Source organism: Blastopirellula retiformator, assembly GCF_007859755.1.
Taxonomy (GTDB): Bacteria; Planctomycetota; Planctomycetia; order Pirellulales; family Pirellulaceae; genus Blastopirellula; species Blastopirellula retiformator.
In genome coordinates this window covers 521,922-537,068 of the sequence record NZ_SJPF01000002.1, presented here as the reverse complement: position 1 = coordinate 537,068, position 15,147 = coordinate 521,922, and the positions used below count along the sequence as shown (strand labels likewise).

The following is a 15,147-nucleotide window of genomic DNA, read 5'->3' as shown; positions in this document are numbered from 1 at the left end:
TCGAATAGGGCGTCCAGTCCGAAGAAGGGTTTACTGATGCTTAGATGCATTTTGGGGCAGAAAAAATCTCTTATCGTCGCGCTGTTGATGGCGACCTGGACCGCTAGCTCGGTTCTACCTGCTCGTGCTCAGGTTCGAGCGTCAGCAAGCTCGCGAGAGATTCGCAGTTATTCGGTCGATCCCGATCGACTGCAAAACCTGCTCGAGGTTTTCCGGCAGCTATACGCCCAGCAACAAGGGGCCACGTTCACTTCCGACGCCAAGGGAGGCACGCTGGTCGTCGCCGCGACGCCGGAAGTGCAGGGCCAAGTCGAGGCCTTCCTGCAGCGATCCGGCTATCTCCGCCAAGGGGTCGTCAAACCGGCGATGGTTCGACCTGCGGCTGCAGCCCAAACGGTTCGTCGGCCGGTGACCCGCTCGCTGGGCAACGGTCAGATCGAAGTTGAGGTGAAGCTCAACCAGTCCGATTGGCGGCAGTTGGAAGCCCGCACCGCTCAGTTGTTGGGCGAACGTCCGCCCATCGCACTGACCGCCGAAGGCGCCATCGCCACGCTGACGCTGCCGACCAATGGCGACAGGAACATCGCCATGCAGGTCTACCGTAAAGACAACATGGTGGTGCTTCGCGGCGAAGAACCGGGCGTAAAGGCCTGGTCGCAAGTGGTCAACGCCATCGACGCTCAGCCCCGCAACGATCAGTTTCGCACTGATCTAGTCTCGCTTCGTAACGCCCGCCGAGCCGATGTGGCCGAAGCCTTGGCGCCGTTGACCGAAAGCGATACCGAATCGACGAAGAAACAAATCTTCGAAGCTCTCAAGCAGGTCGCCGGACAGCAAAAGATGCGCTGGAGCGGCGACATGGCGGCGATGATCTTCCAGCCGGGTGAAGAGCAAGACGGCGCCGCTGCTGAGGACGCCGCGCCCGGCGCTGACGCGCAGCCCGTCGATCAGCCGGTGGTCGAAGACGAAGTGACGCTGGGCCCTGGCGATGACGCCGGCTTGATTGGCCCGGTTCAGATCGAGTTCCTCGAAGGCCTGGACGTGATTGTCGTCAAAGGTCATCGTCGCGACGTCGAGCGAATCACCCGCATCATCAACGACATCGAACGACTGAGCGCCGAAACGCAGCCGGTCATCGAAGTTCGCGAACTGCTGCACGCCAACAGCGAGGCGGTCGCCGCAACCATCCAGCAGCTGTACGAAGACCTGCTGCAAACCCGCTACGGCGAAGTCAGCATCACGCCGCTGGGTCGTCCCAACGCCATTCTGTTGATCGGACGCCAGCAGAGCGTCGACGGCATCCTGGAACTGATCGACAAGCTGGATCAGCCGACCAGCCCAGAGCGTCTGCTGAAGGTCTTTCAGCTGAGTTACATCTCATCGGCCGACGCGCAAACCCGCGTGACCGAGTTCTATGCTGATCCGGTCAACCAGAACCCCCGAGTTCGCTCGACCGCCGACTATCGCAGTAACGCTTTGATCGTGCAGGCGGGCCCCCGCGACATGGCGGAAGTCGAATACATGATCCGTCAGATCGACGTTCCGGCGGCCGAATCGACGCTGGAGCTGAAGGTCTTTGAACTACGGAATTCATTGGCCGAAGATCTGGCTGCCGTCTTGCAGTCGGCGATCAGCGGCACGCCGGCGGCCGGTACCAACAACCAGCAGCAGGGCAACGCGAACGCCGCGCAAGTGCGGGCGGCGATGCTCTCCTTCATGACGCTCGATTCCCGCGAAGGACAACTGCTGAAGTCGGGCATCCTGACGGAAGCTCAGATCACGGCCGACACCCGCTCGAACGCTCTGGTCGTCCGGGCGCCGCGTGAAAGCATGGGCCTGATTGGGGCGTTGATCCAACGGCTCGATTCGCAGCCTTCGGCCGAATCGCAAATCAAAGTCTTCACGATCGTTAACGGCGACGCCACCCAGTTGGCCACGATGCTGGAAACGTTGTTCGGCGTCGGTACGCAAGGTGGTCAAAACCAGAACCAGTTGCCGTTCAGCGTGGGCGCCGGCGGCGACGCTTCGCTGATTCCGATTCGCTTCTCGGTCGACGCTCGCACCAACAGCATCATCTCGTCGGGCTCGGCCGCCGAACTGGCGATCGTCGAGGCGATCTTGCTTCGCTTGGATCAAGACGACGTCCAGCAGCGTCAGATGTTGGTCGTCAGACTGAAGAACTCGAACGCCGAGTTGGTCGCCGCTTCGCTGACCGAATTGCTGCAGACCGAAAGCCAACTGCAGCAGATCGATCCGACGCTGACCAGTTCGTTCCAGCAGGTCGCTCGCGAAGTGATCGTGGTGCCCGAAACGTTCAGCAACAGCCTGATCATCACGGCGACGCCGCGGTACTTCAAAGAGATCGTCAAGATCGTCGAAGAGCTTGACGCTCGGCCGCCGATGGTCTCGATTCAGGTGCTCATCGCCAACGTTCAGTTGGGCAAGGTCGAAGAGCTTGGGTTCGAGTTTGGCCTACAAGACTCGCTGTTGTTCGATCGCAGCACCGTCTCTAGCGGCACGCTTGATCCAGGTTTCAATTTCAATAACAGCGCCTTGGGCAACTCCGCCGCGGCCGGTAGCCTGGCGACCGCCAATGCGATTGGTTCGCAGGGGCTGTCTGACCTGGGACTTGGACGCACCAATTCCAGCCTGGGATATGGCGGTTTCGTCTTCTCGGCCGCCAGCGAGTCGGTCAACGTCCTGATTCGCGCCCTGCAGCAAGACCAACGGTTGGAGGTGCTGGCTCGCCCGCACGTCATGACGATGGACAACCAACCGGCGTTCATTCAGGTTGGTCAACGCGTGCCGTACATCACCGACACCCAGGTCACCAACCAAGGTACCGTCAACTCGATTACGCTGGAAAACACCGGCGTTATCTTGAACGTGATCCCGCGCATCAGCCCCGACGGCATGGTTGTGATGTACGTCCAGGCCGAACGTTCGGAAGTCGGCAACGAAGCGGACGGCATTCCGATCTCGATCAACCAGAACGGCGACGTCATTCGCGCTCCGCGGATCGACACCCAGACGGCGACGACTACGGTCAGCGCTCGCTCGGGCCAGACGATCGTCCTGGGTGGGCTCATTCAGAAACGAACGACCGTGGTATCGCGACGCGTTCCGATCCTGGGCGACATTCCGGTGGTCGGTACGCTGTTCCGCTACGACAGCTTTGACGGCGACCGTAGCGAACTGATGATCATCTTGACCCCGACGGTCGTTGATTCGGATCAAGATGTCGAACGTCTCCGCGAACAAGAGATGGGCCGCATGAGCTGGTGCCTGGCCGATGTCGCCGACATCTATGGGGCCGAGGCGTTGTACGGCGTCGATCACTCGATTCCGGAAGGGGAAATCATCGAGATTCGCCCTGACTCGAATCCGACCGGCGAAACCCAGTTGATCATGCCGGGCCCCGAGATGATTCCGGCTCCTGCGACGCAGCCGGTTGGATCCGGCGTGATGATCCCGGCCGGAATGCAATCGACGGGGGCGAGCATGAACCACTCGCCCGATATGCAGCCGGCCGTTTACAACAACTCGGCCAATCCGAACGGGGCGCCGCAATTGACGCCGGCGTCGCTGCAACCGGCCAGCAACTTTGGAGTAGCGCCAGCCGCGTACAACGGCATGTCGTATCCGCAACGTCCGCAAATGATTCGCCTGCCGGCAGTTGGCCGGTAGAAGTGGTGCGGCGGCGGTTTTCAGGCAGATACAACGACAACGACGGAAAGGGACAAGGATGTTCCAAGCTTCAAGACGCGGCGCGATTCTCGGGCTTTTGATTCTGACGATTGGCGTCGGGTGCAACACGATCACGCGTCGCGCACCGCGGATGCCTTGGCAAGACAAGGACGAAGAGGAATATGGCGAACCGGCCAAGCTGGTCGCCATCTGGAAAGATCAGGTAATGGTGCCGAGCGGCGGGCGTCCAACCCGCGGCTTTGGCGGCCGCGTTTATTTCTATGATGCGACCCAAAAACCGATTCGCGTTCGCGGTACATTTACCGTCTACGCCTATGATGACGACGCCCAGCAGGTGAGTCGCACCAACAAACCGGATCGCAAATTCGTGTTTGATGAATGCGATTTGCAGAGTCACTACAGCGCGTCGAAGATCGGCCACTCGTATAGCTTCTGGATTCCTTGGGACGCCATGGGAGGAGAACAATGCTGCATCACGCTGGCGCCGTTCTTCCAAGCTGAGGGGGGCTCGCTAGTTTCCGGTGAGCAGAGCCGTACGATCTTGCTGGGACATGTCAGCGGCGAAGAAGAGACGCAGCCGGCGGAACAAGTGCCGTCAGGCCCGGTGATGATCAACTACGCCACGCAGCCCGCATCGTACGTGCCGCCTGGGCAACAACCGATGCAACAGCAGCCGATGGCGCCGCAGCCGACGCTCAATCGCGAGCACCTGCGGACGACGACGATTCCGGTTCCCTCGATGCTCGAGCAACGGCTCATGATGCAGGGCGATACCAGCGGCATCAACCGCAAGCCGATCACCCAGCCGGCTGTGCCAACTCCGCCGCCGGTGCAGACCTTCAATCGGTACCAGCCGCGCAGCTTTTACCAGCAAGGCGCCGCTCAGTATCAGCAGCAAGGCGCCGCGGCTTATCCGGCGGCTCCGGTTCAATACCAGCAACAGCCGGTCCCGCCGCAGTATCGTGATCCGCGGCAGCCGCAAGCGGCGGCGGGTCAGACGTACCAGCCATGGCAGCGAGAAGGCGCCGGCGGAATGCATGCCGGCGTGAACATCCGGAACTTTCGCCCCGACTTTCACAACTCGGCGGAGTTCAGCGAGTATCTAGCGACCGGGCGTCGGTCTACTGGCGAAGAGGTTGCGGTTCAACCTGCAACTCATTCTTTACCTCCGCAACCCCTGGCTCCATCTTCACAAACCGTTCCGCCACAGTTTTCAGGTCCTCAGATTCAACCGAACCAGTCAACGTGGCCACAGAGCCATCCATCGCAACCGATACGTTAGGCCATGGCAGCGAACGCCGAAGCGAGCGGCCGACTACGGCCGAGTTGATCGTCGGGTGACGGAACTTGACGACCATCTTGGTCGGGATCTGCTTTTGTTCGCCGGTGTTGCCGAAGTTTTGCCCAAACGCCTGGTTGCCGAACATCGAACTCATGCCGCGGGCAAACTGGTTCATCGCCGAGTTGCGATTGGTCGACGACGCGGCTCCACCGGTCGCTGACGCGCCAAACGGGTTGACGGCGTTATTTTGCTGCATCTGCTGGGCTGCCGAGTTGACCGCGCCGGTCGACGTTCCGCCGGTTCCGCTTTCTAGACCGCTGCCGGTGGTCCCCCCCGATGTGCCGCTGGTCAGCGACTGCGGGGTCACTTGGGTGGCGTTGGAGAACGCCGAGGCGGACGGCGTGATGGAGTTGCCAATGTTGCTGTTGCTATTACCAGTGCCAAAATTGCTGGTCGGCTGAGAGATCTGGCCATGAGCGACACCGACAAAGGTGAGCAAAGCGACGGCCGGAAGGGTAGCCGTCAAAATTTTCCAACGCATTTCAGCAAGCTCCAGTAGTTGAACCGCGCAGTTCACTAGCGCATTGTCGCGAAAATTGGCCGATCAGGCAATGTTTTTCGCCCAGTGTAGGCGGGAAAAATGCCCGCGGATCGTACCATTTTCCATCATCGACCAGCTAGCCAGGCCAGCCACGAGATTTCGAGCCGAGGCGATTCTCCGCCGCGACCCCCAAAATCGGCGCCATCCCGATTTTTTCGCATCGGCGACCTTCGAAACTTTGCCGCTGCGAGCGAAGTAGTTGTTTACGTAACTCCAAAGCGGTGGTTTGGCGCCGCTCCTTGTCCCCAAAATTCGTAACAAGGCGTTCTGACATGCGTTTCTTGCTGGCTTGCTCCGTCATTTGCGCCGGATGGCTGATTTCCGGCGCCTCGACGGTTTTCGCGGCTCGGCCGGCCGCTTCTGACATTTTGCCCGACGCCACGGTCGTTTACGGGCGCCTGTCGAACATCCACGAGATCCGCGAGAAGTTTGGCGAGACCTCCATCGGCAAGATGATGAGCGACCCCCAGATGCAGCCTTTCGTCGCCAGCGTCTGGGCCGCGGTGACTGACTCCGTCGCTCAGCTCGAAGACCAGGTCGGCATCAGCCTGGACGAGGTCCTCTCGATTCCACAGGGAGAAGTCGCCTTCGCCCTGATGCCGCAGGAGAGCGGTCCGCTGGCTTTCGTACTGTTTATCGATCTAGGAGATAACCCGACCGCCGCCCGCAAGGCGATGGAGACGCTGGAAGAGTTAGCGACCGGCGATGGCGCCGCGCTCGACTCGCAGACTTTCAAAGGGACGAAGCTGAACATCATCGACGGCCGCAACGGACCGCTCGTCTATTGTGAACAGGACGAAACGCTCCTTCTCTCGAACAGCACCGAGGCGCTCGAAGATGTGATCGAAAACTGGAGCGGGCAGCGCGACAATCCGCTGTCGCAGAACCAGAAGTTCGTCACGATCATGGCGAACTCACGCGGCGCCAGAGACGAGCCGCCGCAACTGGTCTGGTTTGTTGATCCGATCGAAACGATGCGGGAAGCGGCTGCCGGCGGACGCGGATCGGGCTATATGCTCGCCTTTTTGCCGGTGTTGGGGCTGGACGGAGTCAAAGCGGTCGGCGGCAGTCATGTGATGGCGACCGAAGACTTCGATTCGGTCTCGCATCTGCACGTGATGCTCGAGCGTCCCCGCACCGGCGTGCTGGCGATGATCGCGCCGCAAAATGCCGAAACGACGCCCGAGATGTGGGTGCCGGCCGATGTGACCAGCTATATGACGGTCAACTGGGACGTCGACAAGACGTACAACGCCCTCGAAACCTTGTACGACAGCATTCGGGGCGAAGGCAAACTGGCCGAAGATATCGACCGCCGGATCAACAACCAACTGAAGATCGACTTTAAGGCTGAAATCGTCGACAACCTTGATGGTCGCTTTACGCTGATGCGGTGGTACGAGCCGCCCGCCCGGATCAACAGTCAGGGGATGATGGTGGCGGCGAAGGTGCGCGACTCGGCGGCGGCTCGCCAGACGATGGAAGCGATCGTCGCCAACTTCTTTGAAGGGGACCTGGGGCTGACGGTCGAGCGGCACGACGCCGGTGCAGCGACTTATTGGACCTTCATTCCCCCCGATCGCCCGCTGCCTGACGACATGGACGAAGCCCGTCGTCGCCGGATCGAGCGCGCCCGGCGGATGCGTCCCGAACCGACCTTCGGCGTGATGGGCGAATACATCTTCGTCGCGGATCGCCCCAGTTTGATCGAGCAGGCGATCCGCACTCAGGCGACCGGCGAACGTCGGCTGTCGGACGACCTTAGCTACAAGCTGATGCTCAGCAAGTTGCAGCGACAAGCGGGCGAACGCAACATCAGCGCGATCAGCTTTAGCAAGCCGGAGCAAACGCTGCGGATGTGGTACGAACTGGCCGAGGCCGATTCGACCAGGGAGTTCCTGGGCGAGCTTTCGGAAGAGAATCCGTTCCTGGGGAACCTGAAGACGCAGCTCGAGGCCAACCCGCTACCGCCGTTCGGCGTACTCTCGAAGTACATAGCGCCCGGCGGCGGCATCTGGATCAACGACGAGACCGGAATTCACTACATCGCCTTCCAGCTGAAACGAGCGGAAGGCTTGTAGACCGGGCGCATCGCCGCTAGTCGTCGATCGGCAACCGCCGGATCTCGCCAGGGATGACCACCTGGTGAGTTTCGGCGCTGTGGATCGCGGCGAAGCAAAGCGACAGACTCGCCAGATTGTCGGCGGCCGAGTGAATCGGCCGCCGTTTTTCTTCGATCGCCCGCAATAGCTCTCCCATTGAGCCGTGAAATCCGTCCGGGAACCAACTGCCGGTCAACTCGGGTTGGCTGACGCCGTCGGCGTTGTAGAGCGTCACCGTCTGTTCTTTTTCGTTCGGCCCCAGGCTGTAAAGGCTTCCCTGGTCGCCGGCGATATAGGTCCGATCTTGGCGGCCAAACATCGTCGCCGCGTCAAATGATAGCGACGCTTGAGTGTGATCAAATTCGATCGCCACTTGGGCGCCCAGCGGCGGCATCATCGTCTGCGTTTTGGTGCGGGTCGTCGATGCGAAGACTCGCAGCGGCGTCTGATCGCGCAGCAGGCATTGGATCATGTCGAACCAGTGGATCGCGTAGTCGTACAGGATCAGATGCTTGATCTTGGCGAACGGCGTTCCCTCGGTCCAGCGATGGTCCCAATGAACCGACATGTGGACGCCGTTAATGTCGCCAAGCAAACCTTGGCGGACCGCCTGGCGGGCATAGCTGAAATGAGGCGCCCAGCGGCCGTTCTGATTGACGGCCAGCTCGCGACCGCAGTCTTGGGCCAGTGCGACGAGCCGCTCTCCTTCGTCCAGATCGAGGACGAACGGCTTTTGGCTCAGCACATGCTTGCCGGCCAACAGGGCCGCTTTAATCAGCGGTGGGCGGACCGCCGGGTGAGTCGTAATGTCGACCACCTCGATATCGTCCCGCTTCAAAAGGTCGGCGGCGTCGTGGTAGACGTCGGCATTGGGGTAAAACTCGTCCCGGCGACGCTCGGCGTTCTCGCGATTGATGTCGCACAGCGCGACAACCCGATAGCCGGCCGCCTTGTAGGCGGTGAGATGCTCTTTGGTGATTCCGCCGCAGCCGATCAGGCCGATTCCCGGGGCGTAGTTTTGGGGGTCCTGTGGGCGGTACGGAAGCTCGGGCGCGGGGACTAGCTCGAGGGCGCCAGGCGGGGGAACTGTTTTTCGTATTTTTTCCGCAGTCACGTCGGATCAAACCTTCCTGGGTGCAAGGAAAAAAGTAATCGAAAATCGCGTCAGGCCGCTCGCATTTTGGGGCCCAATTGGATGACTATAACGATAGGCGCCACCGGCTGAGAAGCAATTCCCAGGGCGCGTGGGGATGTTGCATCTGGGACGTAAATCAGGTAGTACTGGAGAATTACGCACAAGCTGCTTGCACTCGGCAACCCACCGGACGCAAATTCATCGGACGTAGGGCGACATACCGCATGAGCGAAGACACGACCAAAGAAACGGACAGGAAGCGGATTCTGTTGGTCGACGATGATGCCGAAATCGTCGAGACCCTCCGCTATGCGCTCGAGGCACGCGGCTATGAGACGCTCGTTGCCCGCGATGGCAATCAAGGTTTGGCGCTGGTCGAGCGCGAAGATCCCGATCTTGTGATTCTCGACATGATGATGCCGAAACGGAGCGGTTTTCTCGTTCTGGAAAAGCTGCGTCAGACCCGCCCGGTGCCGATTCGGGTGATCATGGTGACCGCCAACGAGGGAAGCCGGCACAAGGCCTACGCCGAGATGCTGGGGGTCGACGACTACATCCGCAAGCCGTTCCCAATGGATCGGCTGCTCGATAGCGTGGCCAACCTTCTGGACCAGTAGGTCGTCGCTAACGACGGCAAAAATGGAACTCTCAGGGACGCTTGGTTCCTGCCTATCTTCGCGCCGGTTTGGCAATCTACGCCGAGCTGGGAACAGTCCCGCGGCAAAACTCCTGCTCAATTCTCGCAATTTCAAAAAATTTGCCGAGCGGGTTTTCTGCGCGCGAATTGTACGAAAACCATTGCGATTCAACAGCTTCCCGATTCGTTCCATTTTTCACAATGCGAGCCGTCGGCGTAAACCGTAAAACTTTCTATTGCTACGCATCGGCACTCTACCGATACTTGCAAATGAGGGTTAAACGTTATCCGACTCGTGGTGGTAAATGCGTCTGGATAACGAGGTTTCCGTTCCTCGATTAACTCTCGCTTCTTTCGTCGCGATCTTTTTAAATCTCTGCGCGCCGTGTGCTTCAACCTCTCCTTTGGGAATGTGCATGCGCGTGCGCAGAAAGATAAAGGATCGCTCGGATTTAGCGAGCAGGACGTGGTTCGACCGCCTCCCTGGTTCATCGCATTAGACGTTGGCGCCTTAGTCGACGTCGCATCAAAACAATTCTCCGCCCCAGTCGGCTCATGCGCCGATCGACGCATCTTTCGTTTCGACGAAAGGAAGCAGCTTGGCTGCCGTGGGAGAAGGAGGGTGATATTCGGATGGCGAAGGGCTCAGACATCGTCGCTCTGTTGACGGAGCGTCAGAATCTAGAACAGTTCCGCAAGAAGAACTGGCATGGAAGCTTTCTGGAATACCTTGACCTGGTCGCGGAAAGCCCGCTGATCGTTCGCAACGCGTTCCAGCGCTGCTACGACATGATCATGGGTTACGGTGTCGAGCAGTACGAGGAGTCGCGGGAAGTCCGTACGCATTACAAGTTCTTTGACGACCCAGTCGATGGAGGTCGCGACGCGATCTTCGGGCTTAGGGACGCCCAGATCCAATTGGTCAACGCGCTCAAGAGTGCGGCTAACGGATACGGTATCGAAAAACGCGTGCTGTTGTTGCATGGCCCGGTCGGCAGCAGCAAGAGCACCATGGCCCGGCTGCTGAAGAAAGGGCTGGAGCGCTATTCGACGAAAGACGAAGGCGCCCTCTACTCGCTGGGCTGGGTCGTACCCGGCGACGACAACGTTCATTGGTGCCCGATGAACGAAGAGCCGCTGCACCTGATTCCCGACGCTCACAGAGCGGAAGTTGCGGATAGGTTCAATTCTGAATCGCCGCACCTCCGCTACCCGGTCAAGATCTCCGGCGACCTCTGCCCCTTCTGCCGCTTCATGTTCAACGAAGCGATGCATCAAAAAGGGGGCGATTGGGGCAGCGTCATCAAAGACGTCCGCGTACGTCGCATCTTGCTCAGTGAGCAAGATAGGGTTGGCATCGGCACCTTCCAACCGAAAGACGAAAAGAATCAGGACTCGACCGAACTGACCGGCGACATCAACTATCGTAAGATCGCCGAATACGGCACCGATAGCGATCCGAGGGCCTTCAACTTCGACGGTGAGTTCAACGTCGCCAACCGCGGCATCGTCGAGTTTATCGAAGTGTTGAAACTGGACGTAGCGTTCCTGTACGACCTGCTTGGCGCCAGCCAGGAACATAAGGTCAAACCAAAGAAGTTCGCCCAGACCGACATCGACGAAGTGATCCTCGGTCATACCAATGAGCCTGAGTATCGCCGCCTGCAGAACAACGAGTTTATGGAGGCGCTCCGCGATCGTACCGTCAAAATCGACGTCCCGTATGTCACCCGCCTGGCGGACGAAATCAAGATCTACGAGAAAGACTACAACAACGAGCGAGTCAAAGGAAAACATATCGCTCCGCATACCATCGAGATGGCGGCGATGTGGGCGATTTTGACCCGGTTGGAAGAGCCGAAGAACGCCAACTTGACGCTGATGCAAAAGTTGAAGCTGTACGACGGTAAGTCGCTCCCCGGCTTCACGGAAGAGAACGTCAAAGAGCTGAAGTCGCAAACGAAACGGGAAGGGATGCTCGGCATTTCTCCGCGCTACGTGCAGGACAAGATCTCTAACGCTTTGGTGGCCCATCCCGACGCGACGTCGATCAACCCGTTTATGGTGATCAACGAACTGGAGACCGGGCTCAAGAATCACTCGCTGATTACCAGCGAAGAACAGAGAGACCATTATCGCGAATTGCTGGAGGTGGTGAAGGAAGAGTACGAGAACATCGTCAAGAACGAAGTTCAACGGGCGATCGCCGCCGACGAAGATGCGATGCAGCGGCTCTGCGCCAATTACATCGACAACGTCAAAGCCTACACGCAGCGCGAGAAGGTCAAAAACAAGTTTACCGGCCAGTATGAAGAGCCGGACGAGCGGTTGATGCGGTCGATCGAAGAGAAGATCGATATTCCGGACAGTCGCAAAGACGACTTCCGCCGCGAGATCATGAATTACATCGGCGCCTTGTCGATCGACGGCAAGAAGTTCGACTACAAGACCAACGAACGCTTGTACAAAGCGTTGCAATTGAAACTTTTCGAGGATCAGAAGGATTCGATCAAACTCACCAGTCTCGTCTCTAACGTGATCGATCAAGATACGCAAGAGAAGATCGATGTGGTGAAAGGTCGGCTCATTCGCGACTACGGCTACGATGACGAAAGTGCGACCGACGTGCTGAACTTCGTCGCCAGCATCTTCGCCCGAGGCGACGTCAAGAGTTAACGTTTCGCTGCGGCTAGGTGCGAATGAATCCGCTTATTTGGTTCGTCAGCAATGATCGCTGACGAGAAGGAGCCTTGAACGTGTCGTTAAAGATTGACCGTGATGCGTCTCGTTTCAAGGAGATTGTGCGAGGACGTATTCGCAACAACCTCCGTAAGTACGTGACCCACGGCGAGATGATCGGCCGTAAGGGGAAGGATCTCGTCAGCATTCCGGTTCCATCGCTCGACGTGCCTCATTTTCGCTATGGCAAGAATGAAGGTGGCGTCGGCCAAGGCGAAGGGGACGTCGGCGACCCCGTCGGCCGCGGACAAGATGGCGATGGCGCCGGCGAAGCTGGCGCCGAACCGGGGCGGCACTTGCTGGAAGTGGAAGTCTCGCTCGACGAACTGGCGACGATGCTTGGCGACGAGCTGGAATTGCCGCTGATCGAGCCGAAAGGGGACGCCAATCTGAAGCAAGAGCGGCATCGCTACGACAGCATCCGCAGCAGCGGTCCCGAGTCGCTACGACATTTTCGCCGGACGTTCGTCAAGGCGCTGCGGCGGCAGATCGCCTCGGGCGGGTATTCGCCCGACAACCCGGTGATCATTCCGATTCGGGAAGATACGCGATATCGCGCCTGGTCAACGATCGAACAGCCCGAAGCGAACGCGGCGATCATCTACATGATGGACGTTTCGGGCTCAATGACCGACGAACAAAAGCAAATTGTGCGAACCGAAGCGTTCTGGATCGACACTTGGCTAAAGAGCCAGTACAGCGGCGTTGAGCGTCGCTACGTGATTCATGACGCAGCCGCCAAAGAGGTGGACGAAGAGACCTTTTATCACACGCGGGAAAGCGGCGGTACGCGGATCAGCACCGCTTACAAAACGGCGGGCGAGATCATCGACCGCGACTTTCCGGCGAGCCAATGGAACATCTACTGCTTCCAGTTCTCTGACGGAGACAACTGGGGCGAAGATAACCAGCGTTGTATGCGAATGCTGGAAGAGAAGTTTTTACCCATCTGCAACCTGTTTTGTTATGGCCAGGTCGAAAGTCCCTATGGCAGCGGCGAATACATTCGTTCGCTGGCCGGTCATTTCGGCCGCGGTCACGAGAACTTGATCCTTTCCGAGATTGAAGATCGCGCGGCGATCTACGATTCGATCAAGTTGTTCCTCGGAAAGGGCAAGTAGTTCGCTTCTTCAAACAAGGAGTCCATGATGGATATCGGTTCGCAGCTTCATAAATATCAGGTCAGCGTCGGGCACGCTTCGGTCATCGTCCAGTCGAACTCGCCGGTCGATGCGATTCGGATGGCGCGAGAAAAACTGTGTCGCGATTTCCCTCGCTTGTGGGACGTGATCTCCAAGCTGGCCGACAGTCGCTTTCAAGTCCTCGATCTCTGGCCGACAGCTTAAGGCGACGCGCGGAATTCACCGTAGGGAGACAGATCGATCATGCCCATTACCAATCGGACCTTTGCGAATCTTCCGGCCGAGCTGGTCGACGTCCAGCTGGAGATGGAAGAATATGCCGCCGGGTATGGGCTCGACTTTTTCCCGACCATCTTTGAGCTGGTCAATGTCGACCAGCTCAACGCGATCGCGGCGTATGGCGGATTCCCAACTCGCTATCCGCATTGGCGTTTCGGGATGGAGTACGAGAAGCTATCGCGCGGCTATCACTATGGGCTGCAGAAGATTTACGAACTGGTGATCAACAACGATCCCTGCTACGCCTACTTGCTGTCCAGCAACGAGTACGCCGATCACAAACTGGTGATGGCGCACGTTTACGGGCACTGCGACTTTTTCAAGTGCAACTATTGGTTCAGCCAGACCAATCGCAAGATGATCGATAACATGGCGAACCACGGCAATCGGATTCGCCGCTATATGGATCGATTTGGCGTCGAAGAGGTCGAGAGCTTCATTGACAACTGCCTCAGCATCGAAGACCTGATCGACATCCATTCGCCCTTCATCCGCCGCTATGCCCCGGACGAATCAAGTCAGTTCAAGTCGCCGACCGACGCGGGCGAAGCCGAGCTTCCCCCGTCACGGCGACTACCGGCCAAGGGATACATGGAGTCGTTCATCAATCCCAAGCCGCGGCTCGACGACGACCTGGCCGAGGTTCGTGAGACCAAGGCGATCCACGCCCCGGCTGAGCCGATGAAAGACGTCATGCTGTTTCTGCTGCAATACGCACCATTGAAGCAGTGGCAGCTCGACGTATTGTCGATCGTCCGTGACGAGGCGTACTATTTCGCTCCGCAAGGGCAGACCAAGATCATGAACGAAGGTTGGGCCACCTATTGGCACTCGACCATCATGACGCGGCACGGTCTGAACGCCTCGGAAGTGATCAGCTACGCCGACCACACCTCCGGTACGCTGGCGACCAGTCCCTCGCGACTGAATCCGTACAAGCTGGGGCTAGAGCTGATCCGCGACGTCGAAGATCGCTGGAATCGCGGTTGCTTTGGTCAAGAGTACGACGACTGCGACGACATGCGCGAGCGGGCCGATTGGGACAAGCAGTTGGGCCTGGGCCGCGAAAAGATCTTCGAGGTTCGCCAGATTCATAACGACCTGACCTTCATCGATGAATTCTTGACGCTCGACTTTTGCCGCCAGAACAAGCTGTTTCAGTTCGGCTACAACAAGCACGCCGACTACTACGAGATCGAAAGCCGCGAGTTTCCCAAAGTCAAGCGGCAGTTGCTGTTCAGCCTGACCAATATGGGACGGCCCGAAATCTATGTGAAGGACGGAAACTACAAGAATCGCAACGAACTTTATTTGCAGCATCGTTTCAATGGAGTGGAGCTAAAGCTGAACTACGCCCATGACACCCTCAAGAACCTGTTTGCGCTCTGGCGGCGACCGGTTCATATTGAAACGGTCCTGGACGACCACGTGACGATCGTCTCGTTCGACGGAACGAACCATGAGATCAAGAAAACCGACGAAAAAGTGATCGCGCTCGAGGACGAATAGTCTCGCTCGATCC

10 protein-coding genes are annotated in these 15,147 nt (G+C 58.6%); 8 read left to right on the top strand and 2 right to left on the bottom strand.

The features are described from left to right. The first annotated feature begins 36 nt into the window (after positions 1 to 36). Positions 37 to 3,687 carry a secretin N-terminal domain-containing protein gene (locus Enr8_RS09530; RefSeq protein WP_186767540.1) on the top strand — a complete coding sequence of 1,217 codons (3,651 nt, stop codon included), beginning with the start codon at positions 37 to 39 and terminating at the stop codon, positions 3,685 to 3,687. Between the two features lie 1,142 nt (positions 3,688 to 4,829). On the opposite strand, the gene Enr8_RS26600 is transcribed toward Enr8_RS09530, so the two are convergent. After that, positions 4,830 to 4,973: a BON domain-containing protein gene (locus tag Enr8_RS26600; RefSeq protein ID WP_390620170.1), complete on the bottom strand. Its 144-nt coding sequence runs from the start codon at positions 4,971 to 4,973 to the stop codon at positions 4,830 to 4,832. A gap of 82 nt (positions 4,974 to 5,055) precedes the next feature. Here Enr8_RS26600 and Enr8_RS26125 point away from each other — a divergent pair, with 82 nt between their 5' ends. Further along, positions 5,056 to 5,451 (top strand): hypothetical protein, encoded by a 396-nt coding sequence (locus Enr8_RS26125; RefSeq protein ID WP_246120019.1) that lies wholly within the window; start codon positions 5,056 to 5,058, stop codon positions 5,449 to 5,451. Between the two features lie 412 nt (positions 5,452 to 5,863). Further along, the gene (locus Enr8_RS09520; protein ID WP_146430819.1) at positions 5,864 to 7,672 is read left to right on the top strand and encodes a DUF3352 domain-containing protein; all 1,809 of its coding nucleotides are present in this window, start codon (positions 5,864 to 5,866) and stop codon (positions 7,670 to 7,672) included. Positions 7,673 to 7,688: 16 nt separating this feature from the next. On the opposite strand, the gene Enr8_RS09515 is transcribed toward Enr8_RS09520, so the two are convergent. Further along, complete coding sequence (locus Enr8_RS09515; protein ID WP_146430817.1) at positions 7,689 to 8,807, bottom strand: Gfo/Idh/MocA family protein; 1,119 nt, start codon at positions 8,805 to 8,807, stop codon at positions 7,689 to 7,691. Between the two features lie 245 nt (positions 8,808 to 9,052). Between Enr8_RS09515 and Enr8_RS09510 the strand changes: the two genes are divergently transcribed. The 5 genes from Enr8_RS09510 to Enr8_RS09490 all read left to right on the top strand — a co-directional run bounded on the left by Enr8_RS09510 (position 9,053) and on the right by Enr8_RS09490 (position 15,134). Next, complete coding sequence (locus tag Enr8_RS09510) at positions 9,053 to 9,445, top strand: response regulator transcription factor (protein ID WP_146430815.1); 393 nt, start codon at positions 9,053 to 9,055, stop codon at positions 9,443 to 9,445. A gap of 653 nt (positions 9,446 to 10,098) precedes the next feature. Next, on the top strand, positions 10,099 to 12,141 hold the full coding sequence (locus tag Enr8_RS09505; protein WP_146430812.1) for a PrkA family serine protein kinase: 2,043 nt from the start codon (positions 10,099 to 10,101) through the stop codon (positions 12,139 to 12,141). 80 nt (positions 12,142 to 12,221) lie between these two features. After that, positions 12,222 to 13,325 carry a DUF444 family protein gene (locus Enr8_RS09500; protein ID WP_146430810.1) on the top strand — a complete coding sequence of 368 codons (1,104 nt, stop codon included), beginning with the start codon at positions 12,222 to 12,224 and terminating at the stop codon, positions 13,323 to 13,325. 27 nt (positions 13,326 to 13,352) lie between these two features. After that, positions 13,353 to 13,550, top strand: a complete 198-nt coding sequence (locus Enr8_RS09495; RefSeq protein ID WP_146430808.1) for a hypothetical protein — start codon at positions 13,353 to 13,355, stop codon at positions 13,548 to 13,550. A gap of 39 nt (positions 13,551 to 13,589) precedes the next feature. Beyond that, positions 13,590 to 15,134 carry a SpoVR family protein gene (locus Enr8_RS09490; RefSeq protein ID WP_146430806.1) on the top strand — a complete coding sequence of 515 codons (1,545 nt, stop codon included), beginning with the start codon at positions 13,590 to 13,592 and terminating at the stop codon, positions 15,132 to 15,134. Positions 15,135 to 15,147 lie beyond the last annotated feature (13 nt).